General features: G+C 54.4%; 15 protein-coding genes. 14 read left to right on the forward strand and 1 reads right to left on the reverse strand.

Annotation, left to right across the window (positions count from 1 at the left end):
* Nucleotides 1-4 precede the first annotated feature (4 nt).
* From amiB to JOE25_RS08985, 14 genes are all read left to right on the forward strand, one after another.
* Nucleotides 5-1,795 (forward strand): N-acetylmuramoyl-L-alanine amidase AmiB, encoded by a 1,791-nt coding sequence (gene amiB, locus JOE25_RS08920; protein ID WP_209634281.1) that lies wholly within the window; start codon nt 5-7, stop codon nt 1,793-1,795.
* 22 nt (nt 1,796-1,817) lie between these two features.
* Nucleotides 1,818-3,683 carry a DNA mismatch repair endonuclease MutL gene (mutL, locus tag JOE25_RS08925; protein WP_209634282.1) on the forward strand — a complete coding sequence of 622 codons (1,866 nt, stop codon included), beginning with the start codon at nt 1,818-1,820 and terminating at the stop codon, nt 3,681-3,683.
* Entirely contained in the window at nt 3,676-4,617 is a 942-nt protein-coding gene (gene miaA, locus JOE25_RS08930; RefSeq protein WP_209634283.1) for a tRNA (adenosine(37)-N6)-dimethylallyltransferase MiaA, read from the forward strand. The genes mutL and miaA overlap by 8 nt, the downstream gene beginning before the upstream one ends.
* 114 nt (nt 4,618-4,731) lie before the next feature.
* Complete coding sequence (gene hfq, locus JOE25_RS08935) at nt 4,732-5,040, forward strand: RNA chaperone Hfq (RefSeq protein ID WP_012004894.1); 309 nt, start codon at nt 4,732-4,734, stop codon at nt 5,038-5,040.
* A gap of 95 nt (nt 5,041-5,135) precedes the next feature.
* The gene (gene hflX / locus JOE25_RS08940) at nt 5,136-6,416 is read left to right on the forward strand and encodes a ribosome rescue GTPase HflX (protein ID WP_037426478.1); all 1,281 of its coding nucleotides are present in this window, start codon (nt 5,136-5,138) and stop codon (nt 6,414-6,416) included.
* Between the two features lie 202 nt (nt 6,417-6,618).
* Nucleotides 6,619-7,878, forward strand: a complete 1,260-nt coding sequence (gene hflK, locus JOE25_RS08945; RefSeq protein ID WP_209634284.1) for an FtsH protease activity modulator HflK — start codon at nt 6,619-6,621, stop codon at nt 7,876-7,878.
* Between the two features lie 3 nt (nt 7,879-7,881).
* Nucleotides 7,882-8,889: a protease modulator HflC gene (hflC, locus tag JOE25_RS08950; protein WP_037426474.1), complete on the forward strand. Its 1,008-nt coding sequence runs from the start codon at nt 7,882-7,884 to the stop codon at nt 8,887-8,889.
* A gap of 63 nt (nt 8,890-8,952) precedes the next feature.
* Nucleotides 8,953-9,153 carry a DUF2065 domain-containing protein gene (locus tag JOE25_RS08955; RefSeq protein WP_020824909.1) on the forward strand — a complete coding sequence of 67 codons (201 nt, stop codon included), beginning with the start codon at nt 8,953-8,955 and terminating at the stop codon, nt 9,151-9,153.
* Nucleotides 9,154-9,250: 97 nt separating this feature from the next.
* Nucleotides 9,251-10,549: an adenylosuccinate synthase gene (locus tag JOE25_RS08960; protein ID WP_209634285.1), complete on the forward strand. Its 1,299-nt coding sequence runs from the start codon at nt 9,251-9,253 to the stop codon at nt 10,547-10,549.
* A gap of 224 nt (nt 10,550-10,773) precedes the next feature.
* Entirely contained in the window at nt 10,774-11,199 is a 426-nt protein-coding gene (gene nsrR, locus JOE25_RS08965) for a nitric oxide-sensing transcriptional repressor NsrR (RefSeq protein ID WP_061807511.1), read from the forward strand.
* Nucleotides 11,200-11,258: 59 nt separating this feature from the next.
* Nucleotides 11,259-13,742, forward strand: a complete 2,484-nt coding sequence (rnr, locus tag JOE25_RS08970) for a ribonuclease R (RefSeq protein WP_209634286.1) — start codon at nt 11,259-11,261, stop codon at nt 13,740-13,742.
* Nucleotides 13,743-13,801: 59 nt separating this feature from the next.
* Nucleotides 13,802-14,533 carry a 23S rRNA (guanosine(2251)-2'-O)-methyltransferase RlmB gene (rlmB, locus tag JOE25_RS08975; protein ID WP_037422563.1) on the forward strand — a complete coding sequence of 244 codons (732 nt, stop codon included), beginning with the start codon at nt 13,802-13,804 and terminating at the stop codon, nt 14,531-14,533.
* 133 nt (nt 14,534-14,666) lie between these two features.
* Nucleotides 14,667-16,301 carry an isovaleryl-CoA dehydrogenase gene (locus JOE25_RS08980; RefSeq protein ID WP_209634288.1) on the forward strand — a complete coding sequence of 545 codons (1,635 nt, stop codon included), beginning with the start codon at nt 14,667-14,669 and terminating at the stop codon, nt 16,299-16,301.
* Nucleotides 16,302-16,388: 87 nt separating this feature from the next.
* Nucleotides 16,389-16,787 carry a DUF350 domain-containing protein gene (locus JOE25_RS08985; protein WP_209634290.1) on the forward strand — a complete coding sequence of 133 codons (399 nt, stop codon included), beginning with the start codon at nt 16,389-16,391 and terminating at the stop codon, nt 16,785-16,787.
* On the opposite strand, the gene JOE25_RS08990 is transcribed toward JOE25_RS08985, so the two are convergent.
* A complete protein-coding gene (locus tag JOE25_RS08990; RefSeq protein ID WP_209634292.1) occupies nt 16,784-17,059 on the reverse strand; it encodes a DUF1471 domain-containing protein in 276 nt (91 codons plus the stop codon). The two genes, JOE25_RS08985 and JOE25_RS08990, sit on opposite strands and share 4 nt — an antisense overlap.
* Between the last annotated feature and the right edge of the window lie 115 nt (nt 17,060-17,174).

Below are 17,174 nucleotides of genomic sequence, written 5' to 3' on the forward strand. Positions count from 1 at the left end.
CGCAATGACGTATGCGTTGAGAAAACTATTCGTAATCGCTCTGATCGCCGTATTGGGGCCTTTGGGTGCGGCAAGTGCGCTGGCTGCATCATCACTATCAGATATTAAAGTCACCAATGCCCAGCGAGAAGCTACGGTCTCCGTGAGTTTCACTGGCCCGCCAGACTATGCCTTTTTCCCGCTACACGGCCCGGATCGCGTGGTTTTGGATGTGAATCAGAAAGGTAAAGTGGGTGGCCTGCCGCTGAATTTTAGCGGCCAGAATCTGGTGAAAAGCATTCGTTCCAGTACGCCGAAAGATGCCCAGAGCGTACGTTTGGTGTTTGATTTAACGCAGCGCTCGAAGACCCGGGTCGCTACTCGTCAAAATGGCAGTGTCTATACCGTGGTGTTCACTATTGCTGCAGAGGGCAGTGCTAATACCAACACCGCGCGTAAAGCCCCTGCACCAGCGCCGCTGGTTGTGAGCCAGCCGGCGCGCAAAGCACCGGTGGTTGTGGAGGAGTCTGAGCCGGAACCGATGCGTAAAGCGCCAAGCGGTTCGAATCCTTTCACCAATAAACCTACCGTTGTTGCAGGGACCGCATCAGAGGTTACACCGCGCAGTAGCCGAGTGTCCGCAGGTTCTGGCGATCGCGTGGTGGTGGCGATTGACGCAGGTCATGGCGGGCAGGATCCGGGCGCGATCGGCCCGAACGGACTGAAAGAGAAAAATGTCACTATCGCCATCGCACGTCGCCTTCAGGCGCTGCTGGATGCCGATCCTCAGTTCAAACCGGTGTTAACGCGTAATGGCGACTACTTCATCTCAGTGATGGGGCGTTCGGATGTGGCACGTAAGCAGGGCGCAAACGTGTTGGTGTCCATTCACGCTGACGCTGCGCCAAATCGCAGTGCCAATGGGGCCTCGGTTTGGGTATTGTCCAACCGCCGTGCCAACAGTGAGATGGCGGGCTGGCTGGAACAGCATGAGAAACAATCTGAATTACTGGGTGGTGCGGGTGATTTGCTGGCCAACAGCCAAGCGGATCCTTATCTGAGCCAAGCGGTACTGGATCTGCAATTCGGTCACTCGCAACGTGTGGGTTACGATGTCGCAGTTAAAGTCTTGCAGCAGCTGCAGAGTGTGGGTGCATTGCATAAGCGTCGTCCAGAGCACGCCAGCCTTGGCGTACTGCGTTCGCCGGACATTCCATCATTGCTGGTGGAAACAGGATTTATCAGTAATAGCACGGAGGAGCGGCTGCTCGGCAGTAGCGCATATCAGGATAAAATTGCCAAGGCGATCCACAATGGCCTGCGCAGTTATTTCCTGGCGCACCCGCTACAAGCCGACCCAAAGGTGGAAAACCGACCGCTGGACGTCGCAGCGGCGGTTAAATCCTCAACACCAGACGTCATCAGTCAGCCTGCACCGGTCGTTAGTTCGGCCGGTGGTAGCCGTATTAACGGCAAAACACAGATTCACGTGGTGAAACGTGCAGAGACGCTCTCCGGTATCGCAGACAGTTATGGCACCACAATGGCGGCGTTGCGTGATCTGAACAAGCTGAAGAAGGATGGCGTGTGGGTTGGCCAGCGTCTTAAAGTGCCAGCGGGTAACACCGCCGTCACGACCAGCACTAAGGCTAAACCTGGCGTGAAGAAAGCGTCAAAACATAAAGTGACCCGCGGCGATACGCTGACATCTATTGCGACTCGCTATGGTGTCAGCGTCAGTGACTTGAAACGTGTAAATAAACTGAAGTCGGACGTCGCGCCGCTGGACCGGACGTTGACCATTCCGCAGGCCTAGCGCCAATATTACAGGAGTCAGCATGCCCATCCAGGTGTTACCGCCCCAACTTGCTAACCAGATTGCCGCCGGTGAAGTGGTTGAACGGCCTGCGTCAGTGGTCAAAGAACTGGTGGAAAACAGTCTGGATGCTGGGGCGACGCGTATCGATATCGATATCGAACGCGGGGGCGCCAAGCTGATTCGTATCCGCGATAACGGCTGTGGTATCGGCAAGAACGATCTGGCGTTGGCTTTGGCCCGTCATGCCACCAGTAAAATCAGCACGCTCGATGATTTAGAAGCCATTGTTAGCCTCGGTTTTCGTGGTGAAGCGCTGGCCAGTATCAGCTCGGTTTCGCGTTTGACGCTCACCTCACGTACCGCAGAACAACACGAAGCCTGGCAGGCCTACGCTGAGGGCCGCGATCAGGCGGTGACGGTCAAGCCGGCGGCCCACCCGATAGGTAGCACGCTGGAAGTCCTGGACTTGTTCTACAACACGCCCGCGCGGCGTAAATTCATGCGCACCGAGAAAACGGAGTTCGGCCATATTGATGAAGTGGTGCGGCGCATTGCGCTGGCGCGTTTCGATGTGGCGATCAACCTCAGCCACAACGGCAAACTTATCCGCCAATACCGCGCAGCGAAAGACGAGAGCCAGCATGAGCGTCGATTAGGCAGCATCTGTGGCCCGGCCTTTTTGCAGCATGCGCTGAATATCTCATGGCAGCATGGCGACTTGACCATCCGTGGTTGGGTGGCCGACCCCGCGGGCGCTCGGCAACTGGGCGAAATGCAGTATTGCTACGTCAATAGCCGAATGATGCGCGATCGTCTGATCAACCATGCCATCCGCCAGGCCTACCAGGATCAATTGAAAGACGATCAGCAGCCTGCTTACGTGCTGTATCTCGAGGTAGACCCCCATCAGGTTGATGTGAATGTTCATCCGGCCAAGCATGAGGTGCGGTTCCATCAGGCGCGGCTGGTACATGATTTTATTTATCAGGCGGTAACCACCGTGTTGCAGCAGGTCGGCAATGCGCAGCTACCGCTGGCTGATGAGCAGGAGCAGGAACCTGCGCCAGCTTGGCAGCCTGAAAACCGCGTCGCTGCCGGGGGGAACCATTTCTCGCAACCGGCGCCGTACCGCGAGCCGCAACCTGCCGTCGCGCGTGAACGTGCTCCGCAACCTGCCTATCATGCAGGCAGTGGTTATCAAAAACGCGAAGGCGAGCTGTACGGCAAGCTGCTACAGGTGGCTACCGCGGCTGAACCTCAGCAAGAAACGCAGAAGCAACCGCTGTTTCCGCCGGCTAAAATTGCGCAGGAAACGCCGCTGGCCGGTAGCCAACATAGTTTTGGGCGTGTGTTGATGATCCACCCCCCCTGCTATGCGTTGATTGAAAACCGTCAGCAACTGATGTTGCTTAATTTGTCGGTGGCTGAACGTTGGTTGCGCCAGGCGCAGCTTAATCCGTCAGAAGAGGGGTTACGGCCGCAACCGCTGTTGATTCCTATCAAGCTGACGCTGAGCAAAAACGAGGTGGCCGCTTGCGTGCATCATCAGCCGTTGTTCGTCAAAATGGGGTTGGACCTGCAGTCTGAGCATGGGCGTGTGACGCTGCGCGCAGTACCTTTACCATTACGCCAACAAAATTTACAAAAACTGATACCCGAACTGTTAGGCTACTTGGCCGAGCATCAGGAGATGTCGCCCGCGGTGTTGGCCACGTGGTTCGCTCGCCACTTAGGCAGTGAGCATGAACAATGGAACACCTCGCAAGCGATACAATTACTGACCGACGTTGAACGACTTTGCCCGCAGCTGGTCAAATCACCACCGAGCGGACTTTTACAACCTGTTGATTTACAGGCTGCACTGGCAGCCCTTAGGCATGATTGAAACTGAAATGACACCACGTCCCCCGGCTATTTTTATTATGGGGCCGACCGCCTCGGGCAAAACCGCGTTGGCGATCGCGCTGCGCGAACGCCTGCCTGTGGAATTGATCAGCGTGGATTCCGCCCTGATTTATCGCAGCATGGATATCGGCACTGCCAAACCGAGCGCTGAGGAATTGGCGCAGGCGCCACATCGGTTGATTGATATTCGCGATCCCGTTGAAGCCTATTCTGCAGCGGATTTTCGCGCTGATGCGTTGAAAGAGATGGCTGAAATTACCGCTGCCGGGCGTATCCCGCTGCTGGTGGGTGGCACCATGCTTTATTTCAAAGCACTGTTGGAAGGATTATCGCCGTTACCCTCAGCGGATCCTGCGGTGCGTGAACGCATCGAACAGCAGGCAGCAGAGTTGGGGTGGGACGCTTTACACCGTCAGTTACAAGAGATTGACCCCGTTGCGGCATTGAGAATTCATCCGAATGATCCGCAGAGACTGTCCAGAGCACTGGAAGTTTTTTTTATTTCGGGTAAAACTTTAACGGAACTGACTAAAATTTCGGGTGAATCGTTGCCGTATCATGTTCACCAATTTGCGATAGCACCGACCAGCCGTGAGTTGATCCATCAACGCATTGAGCTGCGGTACCATCAAATGTTGGTGGCGGGTTTTGAGACGGAAGCGCGTGCACTTTTTGCACGGGGTGATTTGCATACGGATTTGCCTTCCATTCGCTGTGTCGGTTATCGCCAGATGTGGTCATATTTATCTGGCGAGATTAGTTACGATGAGATGGTTTATCGTGGTATTTGCGCAACGCGTCAGTTGGCCAAGCGCCAAATGACCTGGTTACGAGGCTGGAACTCGGTACATTGGCTGGACAGCGAGAAGCCGGGAGAGGCTTTGGACTCGGTAATACAGGTTGTTAGTGCATAGGTTGAGTGATTGTGTACAATTGATGAGTATTCAGCGCGCAAATTTTTTAGGTCGTTTATTTTAGAGCCGACAGGTTCTTAGTTAAAAACAACAAGCAAATAAGGAAAAGATAGAATGGCTAAGGGGCAATCTTTGCAAGATCCGTTCCTGAACGCATTGCGTCGTGAACGTGTTCCGGTTTCTATTTATTTGGTGAATGGTATTAAGCTGCAAGGACAGATTGAGTCTTTTGACCAGTTTGTCATCCTGTTGAAAAACACGGTGAGCCAGATGGTTTATAAGCACGCTATCTCTACCGTTGTCCCGTCACGTCCGGTTTCGCACCATAGCAATACTCCGAGCGGCGGCACCAGTAACTATCACCATGGTAACAACCCGTCTGCGCCGCAACAGCCGCAGCAGGAAAGCGATGACGCTGAATAAAGCGCGTTGCGAGTCAACCATGACGGGGAGCATAAGCAGCCATGGGCTGTTTATGTCCCCCAAACTCACGGGTTCCCGTTTGAGAGGTTGCACGCTTGTTTGACCGTTATGAAGCCGGTGAGCAGGCCGTCCTGGTTCATATCTATTTCTCGCAAGACAAAGATACAGAAGATCTCAGTGAGTTCGAGTCCCTGGTGTCCTCTGCCGGTGTCGAAGCTTTGCAAGTGGTGACTGGTAGCCGCAAAGCCCCGCATCCCAAGTACTTTGTCGGTGAAGGAAAGGCCGAAGAAATTGCAGATGCGGTAAAAGCCAGTGGCGCATCTGTTGTCCTGTTTGATCACTCCCTTTCCGCAGCGCAAGAGAGAAATCTTGAACGCCTGTGCGAATGCCGGGTGATCGATCGCACCGGGTTGATTCTAGACATCTTTGCCCAGCGTGCCCGTACCCATGAAGGTAAGCTGCAGGTAGAGCTGGCGCAGTTGCGTCACATTGCTACGCGTTTGGTCCGTGGCTGGACGCACCTTGAGCGTCAAAAAGGGGGGATTGGCCTGCGCGGGCCAGGGGAAACCCAGTTAGAGACCGACCGTCGTCTGTTACGCGATCGCATTAGCTTAATTTTACGCCGCCTTGAGCGCGTAGCTAAGCAGCGTGAACAGGGCCGACGTGCGCGTACCCGTGCTGATGTGCCAACCGTTTCGTTGGTGGGATATACCAACGCCGGCAAATCAACCCTGTTTAACCGAATAACGTCTGCTGATGTGTATGCGGCAGACCAACTATTTGCCACCCTGGATCCGACTCTGCGGCGTATTGACGTCGCCGATGTGGGCGATACCGTGTTGGCGGATACCGTAGGGTTTATCCGACACCTGCCGCATGATTTGGTGGCCGCCTTTAAGGCAACGCTGCAAGAAACGCGTCAGGCATCTTTGCTGTTACATGTCATAGACGCCGCGGATACCCGCGTCGATGAAAACATTGAAGCGGTAAATACCGTGTTGGCTGAGATTGACTCGGATGAGATCCCTACACTGCTCGTGATGAACAAAATAGATATGCTGGATGATTTTGTCCCGCGTATCGACCGCAACGATGAAAACTTACCGATCCGGGTGTGGCTGTCCGCCGCCAGCGGTGAAGGTATCCCGTTGCTGTATCAGGCGTTGACGGAGCGCTTATCGGGGGAAATTGCGCATTATGAGCTGCGCTTACCGCCAGAGGCAGGCCGTCTTCGTAGCCGTTTTTACCAGCTTCAGGCAATTGAAAAAGAGTGGAACGAAGAAGACGGCAGTATTGGCGTGGTGGTGCGTATGCCTATCGTCGAATGGCGTCGCCTCTGCAAACAGGAACAGGAACTGATTAACTTTATAGTATGATCATATCCTGTTACATTTGAGCACTCGGTCCGCAGGCGTTATCGGCTCAGCCAGTTTTGGGTGGCCAGCGCGCAGGAACCAGAGCGTACACCAAGTACGTGAGGATTCTGAGCACTGCCCAAGCGAAAACGGGCAAGTAAGATAGCCTGCTGTAACTAAGCGTAAGCCTGAAGTACCCAATCACAGAATATGGAGCTAAAACATGGCGTGGAATCAGCCCGGTAATAACGGACAGGACCGCGACCCGTGGGGGAGCAGCAATAACAATGGCGGCAACTCTGGCGGTAATAACAAAGGCGGTCGTGATCAAGGGCCACCTGATTTGGACGATATCTTCCGCAAGCTGAGCAAGAAATTGAGCGGTTTGGGCGGAGGCAAAGGCTCCAACAGCAATAACAACGGCGGTACCGGCACTTCTGGGCCGGGCTTTAGTGGTCGTATTATCGGCATTGCTGCAGTTGCAGTCGTGGTGATTTGGGCCGCTAGCGGCTTCTACACCATTAAAGAAGCCGAGCGTGGTGTTGTCACCCGTTTTGGCAAGTTCAGCCACCTGGTACAGCCGGGTCTGAACTGGAAGCCAACCTTTATCGATGAAGTGCGTCCGGTCAACGTGGAGTCAGTGCGTGAACTGGCAGCCTCAGGCGTGATGCTGACTTCTGATGAGAACGTGGTACGTGTAGAAATGAACGTACAGTATCGCGTGACCAACCCGGAAGCGTATCTGTTTAGCGTGACGAATGCTGACGACAGCCTGAGCCAGGCGACTGACAGCGCCCTGCGTGGCGTTATCGGCAAGTACACCATGGACAAGATCCTGACCGAAGGCCGTACTATCGTACGTAGCGATACGCAACGCGTACTGGAAGAGACTATTCGTCCGTACAACATGGGTATCACACTGCTGGACGTTAACTTCCAGGCTGCTCGTCCGCCGGAAGAGGTGAAAGCCGCATTTGATGATGCGATTGCCGCACGTGAAAACGAGCAGCAGTACATCCGTGAAGCAGAAGCTTACGCCAACGAAGTTCAGCCACGTGCGAACGGCCAGGCGCAGCGTTTGCTGGAAGATGCCAAAGCGTATAAAGACCGTACCGTCCTGGAAGCTCAGGGTGAGGTTGCACGCTTTGCCAAGCTGTTACCGGAATATAAGTCCGCACCGCAGATTACCCGCGAGCGTTTGTATATCGAAACCATGGAAAAAGTCCTGAGCCATACCCGTAAAGTATTGGTGAATGACAAAGGCAACAATCTGATGGTGTTGCCGCTGGATCAAATGCTGCGCGGTCAAACTGGCGCGGCGGCTGACGGCAATAAAGACACCAGCCTGATTCGTCTCAACCCCGCTCCGTCTGTCAACAGTGGCGCCAGCTCTAGCAGCCAGCGTACAAGCAGCGGCTCGGTCATGGACCAGCGCCGGGCGAATGCGCAGCGTGACGACACCACTCGCGTAGGGAGAGAGTAATCAATGCGTAAGTCTTTTATAGTTATTGTCCTCGCGGTGCTGGTGGCGTTATACGCCTCTCTGTTCGTGGTTCAGGAAGGCCAGCGTGGCATTGTGTTGCGTTTCGGCAAGGTATTGCGTGACAGCGACAACAAACCGCTGGTGTATGCACCGGGTTTGCACTTCAAGATTCCGTTTATTGAATCAGTGAAAACGCTGGATGCACGTATCCAGACTATGGACAACCAGGCAGACCGCTTTGTGACCAGCGAGAAGAAAGACCTGATTGTCGATTCTTATCTGAAATGGCGCATCAGTGATTTCAGCCGTTACTACCTGGCAACCGGCGGTGGTGATGTTTCACAAGCCGAAGTTCTGCTGAAACGTAAGTTCAGTGACCGTCTGCGTTCCGAGATTGGTCGTCTGGATGTGAAAGACATCGTGACCGACTCGCGCGGTAAGCTGATGTCCGACGTACGTGATGCATTGAACACCGGTACCGTGGGTGATGACCAAGAAGTTGCGACTACTGAAGCCGATGATGCTATCGCTTCTGCAGCGGCGCGTGTTGAAAAGGAAACCACTGGCAACTTGCCGAAGGTTAACCCGAACAGCATGGCGGCACTGGGTATCGAAGTTATCGACGTACGTATCAAGCAGATTAACCTGCCGGCAGAAGTGTCTGACGCAATCTATCAGCGTATGCGTGCAGAGCGTGAAGCTGTCGCGCGTCGTCACCGTTCACAGGGTCAGGAAGAAGCTGAGAAGTTGCGTGCAACTGCAGACTACGAAGTAACTCGTACTTTGGCAGAAGCCGAACGTACAGCCCGTATCACTCGTGGTGACGGCGATGCCGAAGCGGCCAAACTGTTTGCTAACGCATTCAGCCAGGACCCGGACTTCTACGCCTTTATCCGTAGCCTGCGTGCGTATGAAACCAGCTTCAGCAGCAATAACCAGGACGTGATGGTACTGAGCCCGGACAGCGACTTCTTCCGCTACATGAAGTCGCCTGATTCCACGCGTAAGTAACCGCGACAGGTTAATGATCGAGGGCCCGTTTAAACGCGGGCCCTTTCTTTTTGGGAGTATCTGATGAATTCAACGATCTGGCTGGCGTTAGGGCTGGTTTTGGTGCTGGAAGGCCTGGGGCCGATGCTGTTTCCGCAGGCCTGGCGTAAAATGATACTGGCGATGACCCAGTTACCTGACTCTACGTTACGGCGATTTGGCGGCGGAATAGTGGTTGCGGGCTGTGTGATCTACTACATGTTGCGTAGTCGCACGGGGGTTTAAAGTTTAGCCTAAAAAATACGCAACTCAGCGCTAAAAGTGCTGAAACTCACGAATTACGGTGGTAGAATCCATTTTTAAGCAACCGGTGATTTTTAAAATGGGTAAGAACGTCGTCGTACTGGGCACTCAATGGGGTGACGAAGGTAAGGGCAAGGTCGTAGACCTGCTGACCGAACGGGCTCAATATGTAGTGCGCTATCAAGGTGGTCACAACGCTGGCCATACTCTGGTCATTAACGGTGAAAAAACCGTCCTTCATTTAATTCCTTCAGGCATTCTGCGTGAAAACGTGACCAGCATCATCGGCAACGGTGTAGTTCTGGCGCCAGACGCTTTGATGAAAGAAATGGGTGAACTCGAAGCGCGTGGCATCCCGGTACGTGAACGTCTGTTACTGTCTGAAGCTTGTCCACTGATCTTGCCTTACCACGTTGCGCTGGATAACGCGCGTGAGAAAGCGCGTGGTGCGAAAGCTATCGGTACCACCGGTCGTGGCATTGGCCCGGCTTACGAAGATAAAGTGGCTCGCCGCGGTCTGCGCGTTAGCGACTTGTTCAACAAAGAAACCTTCGCTGTTAAGCTGAAGGAAATTGTTGATTATCATAACTTCCAGTTGGTCAACTATTACAAAGTTGAAGCCGTTGATTATCAGGCAACGCTGGATTATGTGCTGTCTATCGCGGATATTCTGACTGCAATGGTTGTTGACGTTTCTGAACTGCTGGACGGCGCGCGCAAGCGTGGCGATCTGATCATGTTCGAAGGCGCACAAGGCACCTTGTTGGATATCGACCACGGTACCTACCCGTACGTGACCTCCTCTAACACCACTGCTGGCGGTGTTGCTACCGGTTCTGGTATTGGTCCGCGTTACGTAGATTACGTGCTGGGTATCGTTAAAGCCTACTCCACTCGCGTGGGTGCAGGTCCATTCCCAACTGAACTGTTCGATGAAACCGGCGAATACCTGTGCAAACAAGGTAACGAGTTCGGCGCCACCACTGGCCGTCGTCGTCGTACTGGCTGGTTGGACGCCGTAGCTGTTCGTCGCTCAGTGCAGATCAACTCCCTGTCCGGCTTCTGCCTGACCAAGTTGGACGTGTTGGATGGCCTGAAAGAAGTGAAAATCTGTGTGGGCTATCGCATGCCAGATGGCCGCGAAATGACCACCACTCCGCTGGCGGCTGAAGGTTGGGAAGGTATCGAACCCATCTACGAAAGCATGCCGGGCTGGAGCGACACCACCTTTGGTGTGAAGGAATACAGCAAACTGCCACAGGCGGCGCTGGACTACATCAAGCGTATTGAAGAGCTGACCGGCGTACCCGTAGACATTATCTCTACTGGCCCTGACCGTAGCGAAACCATGATTCTGCGCGACCCGTTCGACGCATAATCTGGCAATAAGATAAACCGGGCATGTCCCGGTTTATTTTTATCATTATTATCCTCAGTTGCGGTTTCACATCAAAAAATCCCTTCATAACCTGCCCCAGAGCCTGACATGCGCTAAATAATTAGCGGCGAACTCTCCGGCTGGTTTATTATCCAATAAGTAATCTTTTGAATAATGCCGAAAATCGGCGTATCAGACGGGTAAAATGACACCCAGAGGTAGATGTGCAGTTAACAAGTTTTACTGATTATGGCCTGCGGGCGTTGATCTACATGGCCTCGCTGCCACCGGACAAAATGACCAGCATCTCGGAAGTCACCGAGGTCTACGGCGTGTCCAGAAACCATATGGTAAAGATCATCAATCAGTTAAGCAGGGTTGGGTTTGTGACCGCGGTGCGCGGTAAGAACGGTGGCATCCGTTTGGGCAAACCGGCCGAAACCATTCGCCTTGGCGACGTGGTAAGGGCGCTAGAACCGCTCTCGCTGGTTAACTGCAACAGTGACTTTTGCCACATAACCCCTGCCTGCCGCCTGAAGCAGGTGCTGCAACAGGGCGTACAGAATTTCCTTGAAGAGCTGGACAGCCACACGCTTGCCGATATGGTTGAAGACAATCCATCGCTCTACAAGCTATTGCTTGTCGAATAAAGCGTTGCTGAGAAGACAAGGCTCAGCGACACCCTGCTGATGACAACGGAGGAACCGCAATGTCACAAGATCCATTCCTGGAACGAGAAGCAGAAAAATATGAATCCCCAATCCCGAGCCGTGAATTCATTCTGGCCCATCTGGCGAAAAGAGAAACGCCGGCCAGCCGCGAAGAGCTGGCCAAAGAACTGAATTTAACCGGGGAAGAGCCTTTAGAGGCATTACGCCGTCGTCTGCGTGCAATGGAACGTGACGGCCAATTGATATTTACCCGCCGCCAGTGCTATGCGCTGCCGGAACGCCTGGATCTGCTGCGGGGTACCGTTATTGGCCACCGTGATGGCTTCGGTTTCTTGCGCATTGAAGGCAGCAAAGACGACCTGTATCTGTCCGCCGAGCAGATGAAAATGGCGATCCACGGTGATGTGGTGCTGGCGCAGGCAATGGCCGCAGATCGCAAGGGTCGCCGCGAAGCCCGTATTGTGCGGGTATTGGTACCGAAAACCAGCCAAATCGTTGGCCGTTTCTTTATGGATGCCGGTACTGGCTTTGTCGTACCAGACGACAGTCGCCTGAGCTTTGATATCCTGATCCCAGCCGATGCGGTGAGTGGTGCACGCATGGGCTTTATGGTGGTGGTTGAACTGACCCAACGCCCGACCCGTCGTACTAAAGCGGTTGGCAAGATCGTTGAGATCCTCGGCGATAAAATGGGCACCAGCATGGCGGTGGATATCGCGCTGCGTACCCACGAAATCCCGCATGTTTGGCCACCACAGGTGGAAAAACAGGTTGCCGATCTTAGCGAGCAGGTGCCTGAAGCGGCCAAAAAAGGCCGTGTTGACCTGCGTCATTTGCCGCTGGTAACGATTGACGGTGAAGATGCGCGCGATTTTGATGATGCGGTCTACTGTGAGAAAAAACGTGGCGGGGGTTGGCGCCTGTGGGTCGCCATTGCCGACGTCAGCTATTATGTTCGTCCGCGTACAGCGCTAGATGACGAAGCACGTAACCGTGCAACGTCGGTATACTTCCCGTCGCAGGTTATCCCTATGCTGCCGGAAGTGCTGTCCAACGGCCTGTGTTCGCTTAACCCGCAGGTAGATCGCCTGTGTATGGTGTGTGAGATGACCATCTCCGCCCAGGGGCGCCTGTCGACATCCAAGTTCTATGAAGCGGTGATGAGCTCGCATGCTCGCCTGACATACAACAAAGTCTGGCACATTCTGCAGGGCGATCAGGAGCTGCGTGAGCATTATCATCCGTTGGTCAAACACCTGCAGGAACTGCATGCGATGTACAAGGTGTTGGATCAAGCGCGTGCCGAACGCGGGGGCATTGCTTTCGAAACGGAAGAAGCCAAGTTTATCTTCAACGCCGAGCGTCGTATCGAGCGCGTTGAGCCAACGGTACGTAACGATGCTCATAAACTGATCGAAGAGTGTATGATCATGGCGAACGTTGCCGCTGCGCGCTTTGTTGAGAAGCACAACGAGCCGGCACTGTTCCGTGTGCACGACCGTCCAAGCGACGATCATATTACGGCACTGCGAAGCGTCTTGAGCGAGTTGGGTCTGACACTGGGTGGCGGCAACAAGCCACAACCGAAAGACTACGCGACCTTGATGGATGAAGTGTCCGAACGTCCTGACCATGAAATGCTGCAAACCATGTTGCTGCGCTCCATGAAGCAGGCGATCTACGATCCTGAAAACCGCGGCCACTTTGGTTTGGCGTTGGCTTCTTATGGTCACTTCACTTCGCCGATCCGTCGTTATCCCGATCTGGCACTGCACCGTGCGATTAAATATGTGCTGGCTAAAGAGCATGGTCAGCCGAAAGAGCGCTGGACCCCGACAGGCGGCTGGCACAGTGAGTTCGAAGAGATGCTGCAACTGGGCGAGCACTGTTCGATGGCTGAACGTCGCGCCGATGAAGCGACACGTAATGTCGCTGACTGGTTAAAATGCGACTTTATGCAGGATCACGTCGGGGAAGTGTTCAGCGGTATTATTGCCAGCGTGACGGGCTTTGGGTTCTTCGTCCGTTTGAACGATCTGTTTATCGATGGCCTGGTGCATGTGTCATCGCTGGATAATGATTACTATCGCTACGATAATATCGGCCAGCGACTGATTGGCGAATCCTCAGGTGTGGTTTATCGCTTGGGCGATACCGTGGAGATCCGCGTGGAAGCAGTGCATATGGATGAGCGCAAAATTGACTTTGCGTTGGTCTCCAGCACCCGTAAACCACGCGGTGAAGGCAAAACTGAACGCGATCGTGCCAAGGGCGGCCAACGCACCCTACGTGGCGGCGCAGGCGCAGGCCGTACACAAGCACCGCGTAAACGTCGTGGTGGCAAGACACCGGCTAACTTCGAACCTGACAGCGCTTTCCGTAAAGATGACGCCAAGCCTGCCGACAAGGTGAAGAAAGACAAAAAGGCGAAAGCCAAGAAAGTGTCCGATAAAACCCGGAAAATAGCGGCGGCGACTAAGGCCAAACGCGCCGGCAAGAAGAAAGGTGCTGAGCAGGCTTAACCTGCCACACGTTATTATCACCGGCTGGCAAACGCCAGCCGCACAGTTAAAAGAGCATCATGAGCGAAATTATTTACGGTATCCATGCCGTCAAAGCCCTGTTAGATAACGATCCGCAACGCTTCCTGGAAGTGTTTATCCTCAAAGGGCGAGATGACCGCCGCTTGCAGCCGCTGATTGCTGAGCTGGAAGCGACCGGTATTGTTATCCAGGTGGCGAACCGCCAGTGGCTGGACGATAAAGTTGAAGGCGCAGTGCATCAGGGGATTATTGCCCGGGTGCGTGAAGGGCGTCAGTATCAGGAAAATGATTTGCCGGCGCTGCTGGAAAGCGTGGATACGCCATTCCTGTTGGTATTGGACGGCGTGACCGACCCACATAACCTCGGTGCCTGTCTGCGCAGTGCTGACGCTGCCGGTGTACATGCGGTGATCGTCCCTCGCGATCGTTCCGCTCAATTGAACGCAACCGCCAAGAAAGTGGCCTGCGGCGCGGCGGAAAATGTCCCGTTGATCCGTGTCACCAACCTGGCGCGTACGCTGCGTTTGTTGCAGGAGATGAACGTCTGGGTGGTTGGTACTGCTGGTGAAGCCGATCACACGCTGTTCCAGAGCAAAATGACGGGCCCGATGGCGCTGGTAATGGGGGCGGAAGGCGAAGGTATGCGTCGTCTGACCCGCGAACACTGTGATGAGTTGATCAGTATCCCGATGGCAGGAACGGTTTCTTCCTTGAACGTGTCTGTTGCTACCGGCATCTGTTTGTTCGAAGCAGTACGTCAGCGCAGTTGATTTACCCATAAGGGCGCAATGTAGGCATTGCGCCCTTATTACCTTCTCATTTCCCACCCTGTGATCTCACCTGCGGCAGAAATCGCCCTGACGACCATAATTACTCCTGACGCTTTTATCAGGGAGCAAGCTCATGGTCTGGAATACACACACCGTTTTTAATCAGCCGAAGCCACTGGGTAACAGCAATCTCTTCCTGTCTGACACGCCGCTGCTTGAGGCAATACAGCGTGAGCAAGCCGGTTGGGATGCAGACGTGCTGGCTTCGTTAGGCCAACAGTTGGGTACTCAGGAGTCACTGGAACTGGGGCGGTTGGCCAACGTCAATCCGCCCGAACTGCTGCGCTATGACGCCACCGGCCAGCGGCTGGATGATGTCCGTTTTCATCCTGCCTGGCATATTCTGATGCAAGGCTTGATCGCTAACCGCGTGCACAATCTGCCGTGGGAAGAGGATGCGCGCATGGGGTCATTTGTGGCACGTGCCGCGCGTTTTGTGTTACACGCCCAGGTTGAAGCCGGCACGTTGTGCCCGGTGACCATGACTTTTGGTGCAATTCCATTACTGCAACGTTCATTACCCGCGGAGTTCCAGACTTGGCTGACGCCGCTGCTGTCTGATCGTTACGACGCCCATTTGTTGCCTGGCGGACAAAAACGCGGATTACTGATTGGTATGGGGATGACCGAGAAACAAGGGGGGTCCGATGTATTAAGCAATACCACAACGGCCACGCCGCTGGCTGCACGTGGCCCGGGTGAAGCTTACCGGCTCGTGGGGCACAAATGGTTCTTCTCGGTGCCACAGAGTGATGCACACCTGGTGTTGGCACAGGCGGAAGGCGGGCTGTCTTGCTTCTTTCTGCCGCGGATCCTGCCTGACGGTACGCGCAACGCAATACGGCTGGAACGTCTCAAAGACAAACTCGGCAACCGCTCCAATGCTAGCAGTGAAGTTGAATTCCAGGATGCCATCGCCTGGCTGGTGGGTGAGGAGGGCGATGGCGTACGGCATATCCTGAAAATGGGCGGGTTGACCCGTTTTGACTGTGCATTGGGCAGCCACGGTTTGATGCGGCGTGGCTTATCGGTAGCGCTATATCATGTTTTGCAGCGACAGGCGTTTGGCAAGCCACTGATCGAACAGCCGATGATGCGCCAGGTGTTAGCGCGGATGGCGTTGCGGTTAGAGGGACAGACAGCGGCCTTGATGCGACTGGCGCGTGCCTACGACAGCGTGGGTACCGGTGCGCCTTTGGAGCAGGCGCTGTGCCGTGTGATGACCCCAGCAGCGAAATTCGAAGTTTGCCGACAAGGCATCCCTTTTGTTGGTGAAGCCATGGAGGCGTTAGGAGGAATCGGTTACTGCGAAGAGAGTGAGTTGCCGCGACTGTACCGTGAAATGCCGGTAAACAGCATCTGGGAAGGATCAGGTAATATCATGTGCCTGGACGTGATGCGGGCATGGGGAAAACTGCCGGCGGTGCAGGAGGCTTTGGAGCGCGAGCTTGGCGAAGTGAAGGGACAAAACCGCCATTATGATCATCAGTGGCGGCGGGTGCTCCAGCTGATGCGTAAACCGCATGAAGAGCAAGGGCGCGCGGTTACCGGGACATTATTCAATTTGTTCGCTGCGGCACAGCTTTTGCGTCACAGTTCACCCCCGTTGGCAGAGGCCTGGTGTCAAATGATGCTCGATGCCCGTGGTGAAAGGGCGTTACCAGACCGGCTGTGCGAAACGCTGTTTACCCGAGCGATGGGAGGCTAGGGAAAACAGTGGCGCCAGAACGAGAAAAGCTTTTTAATTCAGCACTTGGCCCGTAAGGGATACTGACCTCTGATCAGGAAGCATGACATGGATATTCTTAGCGCGTTGGCGGCATTCGCCTCTTATTTTTTCAGTGGCTTTGCCATGGTTCTGGTGTTCTTGTTTGTTTATACCCGCATTACACCACACGACGAATGGGCGTTGATTAAGGCCGACAATCAGTCTGCCGCTTTCGGCTTCATTGGTGCTTGCCTGGGGTATGTGATCCCGCTGGCCAGTGCGGCGATCAACTCTGTCAGTCTGTTGGACTACTTGCTATGGGGTGTCGTGGCTTTAGTGGTGCAACTGCTGCTGTTTGCGGCGGTGAAAATTTACATGCCGCGGATCAGTGACAAGATTGAATCTAATCACGTGGCCGCCGGGATTTTCCTGGGGGGCGTTTCGATCAGCGGCGGCGTACTGAATGCGGCATGCATGACCTATTAAAGATAGAGTATTGCCGAGGCGCGCCAGCCAGGTTGGTGCGCCTGTTCTTCCATCTTCAGGATTCGATAATAGCTGGCCCCGTGTTCATCGGCCTTACGGGCTATCAGTTGTTCTACATCCTGAGGTGAGCCGGACAGGTTACTTAGGGTGATTTCAGCAATTTCGCTAAGAGGCGTCACGCGGTCTGCGGGAGCCAGTTCAGCGGACTGGGCGCTGGCGCTGAGTAACCCCATGGAAAGCAGGAGGGCGGTGAGTGCGGCGGAGCGTGTCATGGCGTTCCCCTTCGTCGGATCCTGTATCCACGCCGCAGGGTGCGGCGCGCTGTTTGCCAGTGTGCAATATCCAACTTCAGTCTGTGCAAAGCCAATGTAAATCTTATTAAAACTC

It is taken from the genome of Serratia sp. PL17 (assembly GCF_017832355.1).
GTDB lineage: Bacteria > Pseudomonadota > Gammaproteobacteria > Enterobacterales > Enterobacteriaceae > Serratia.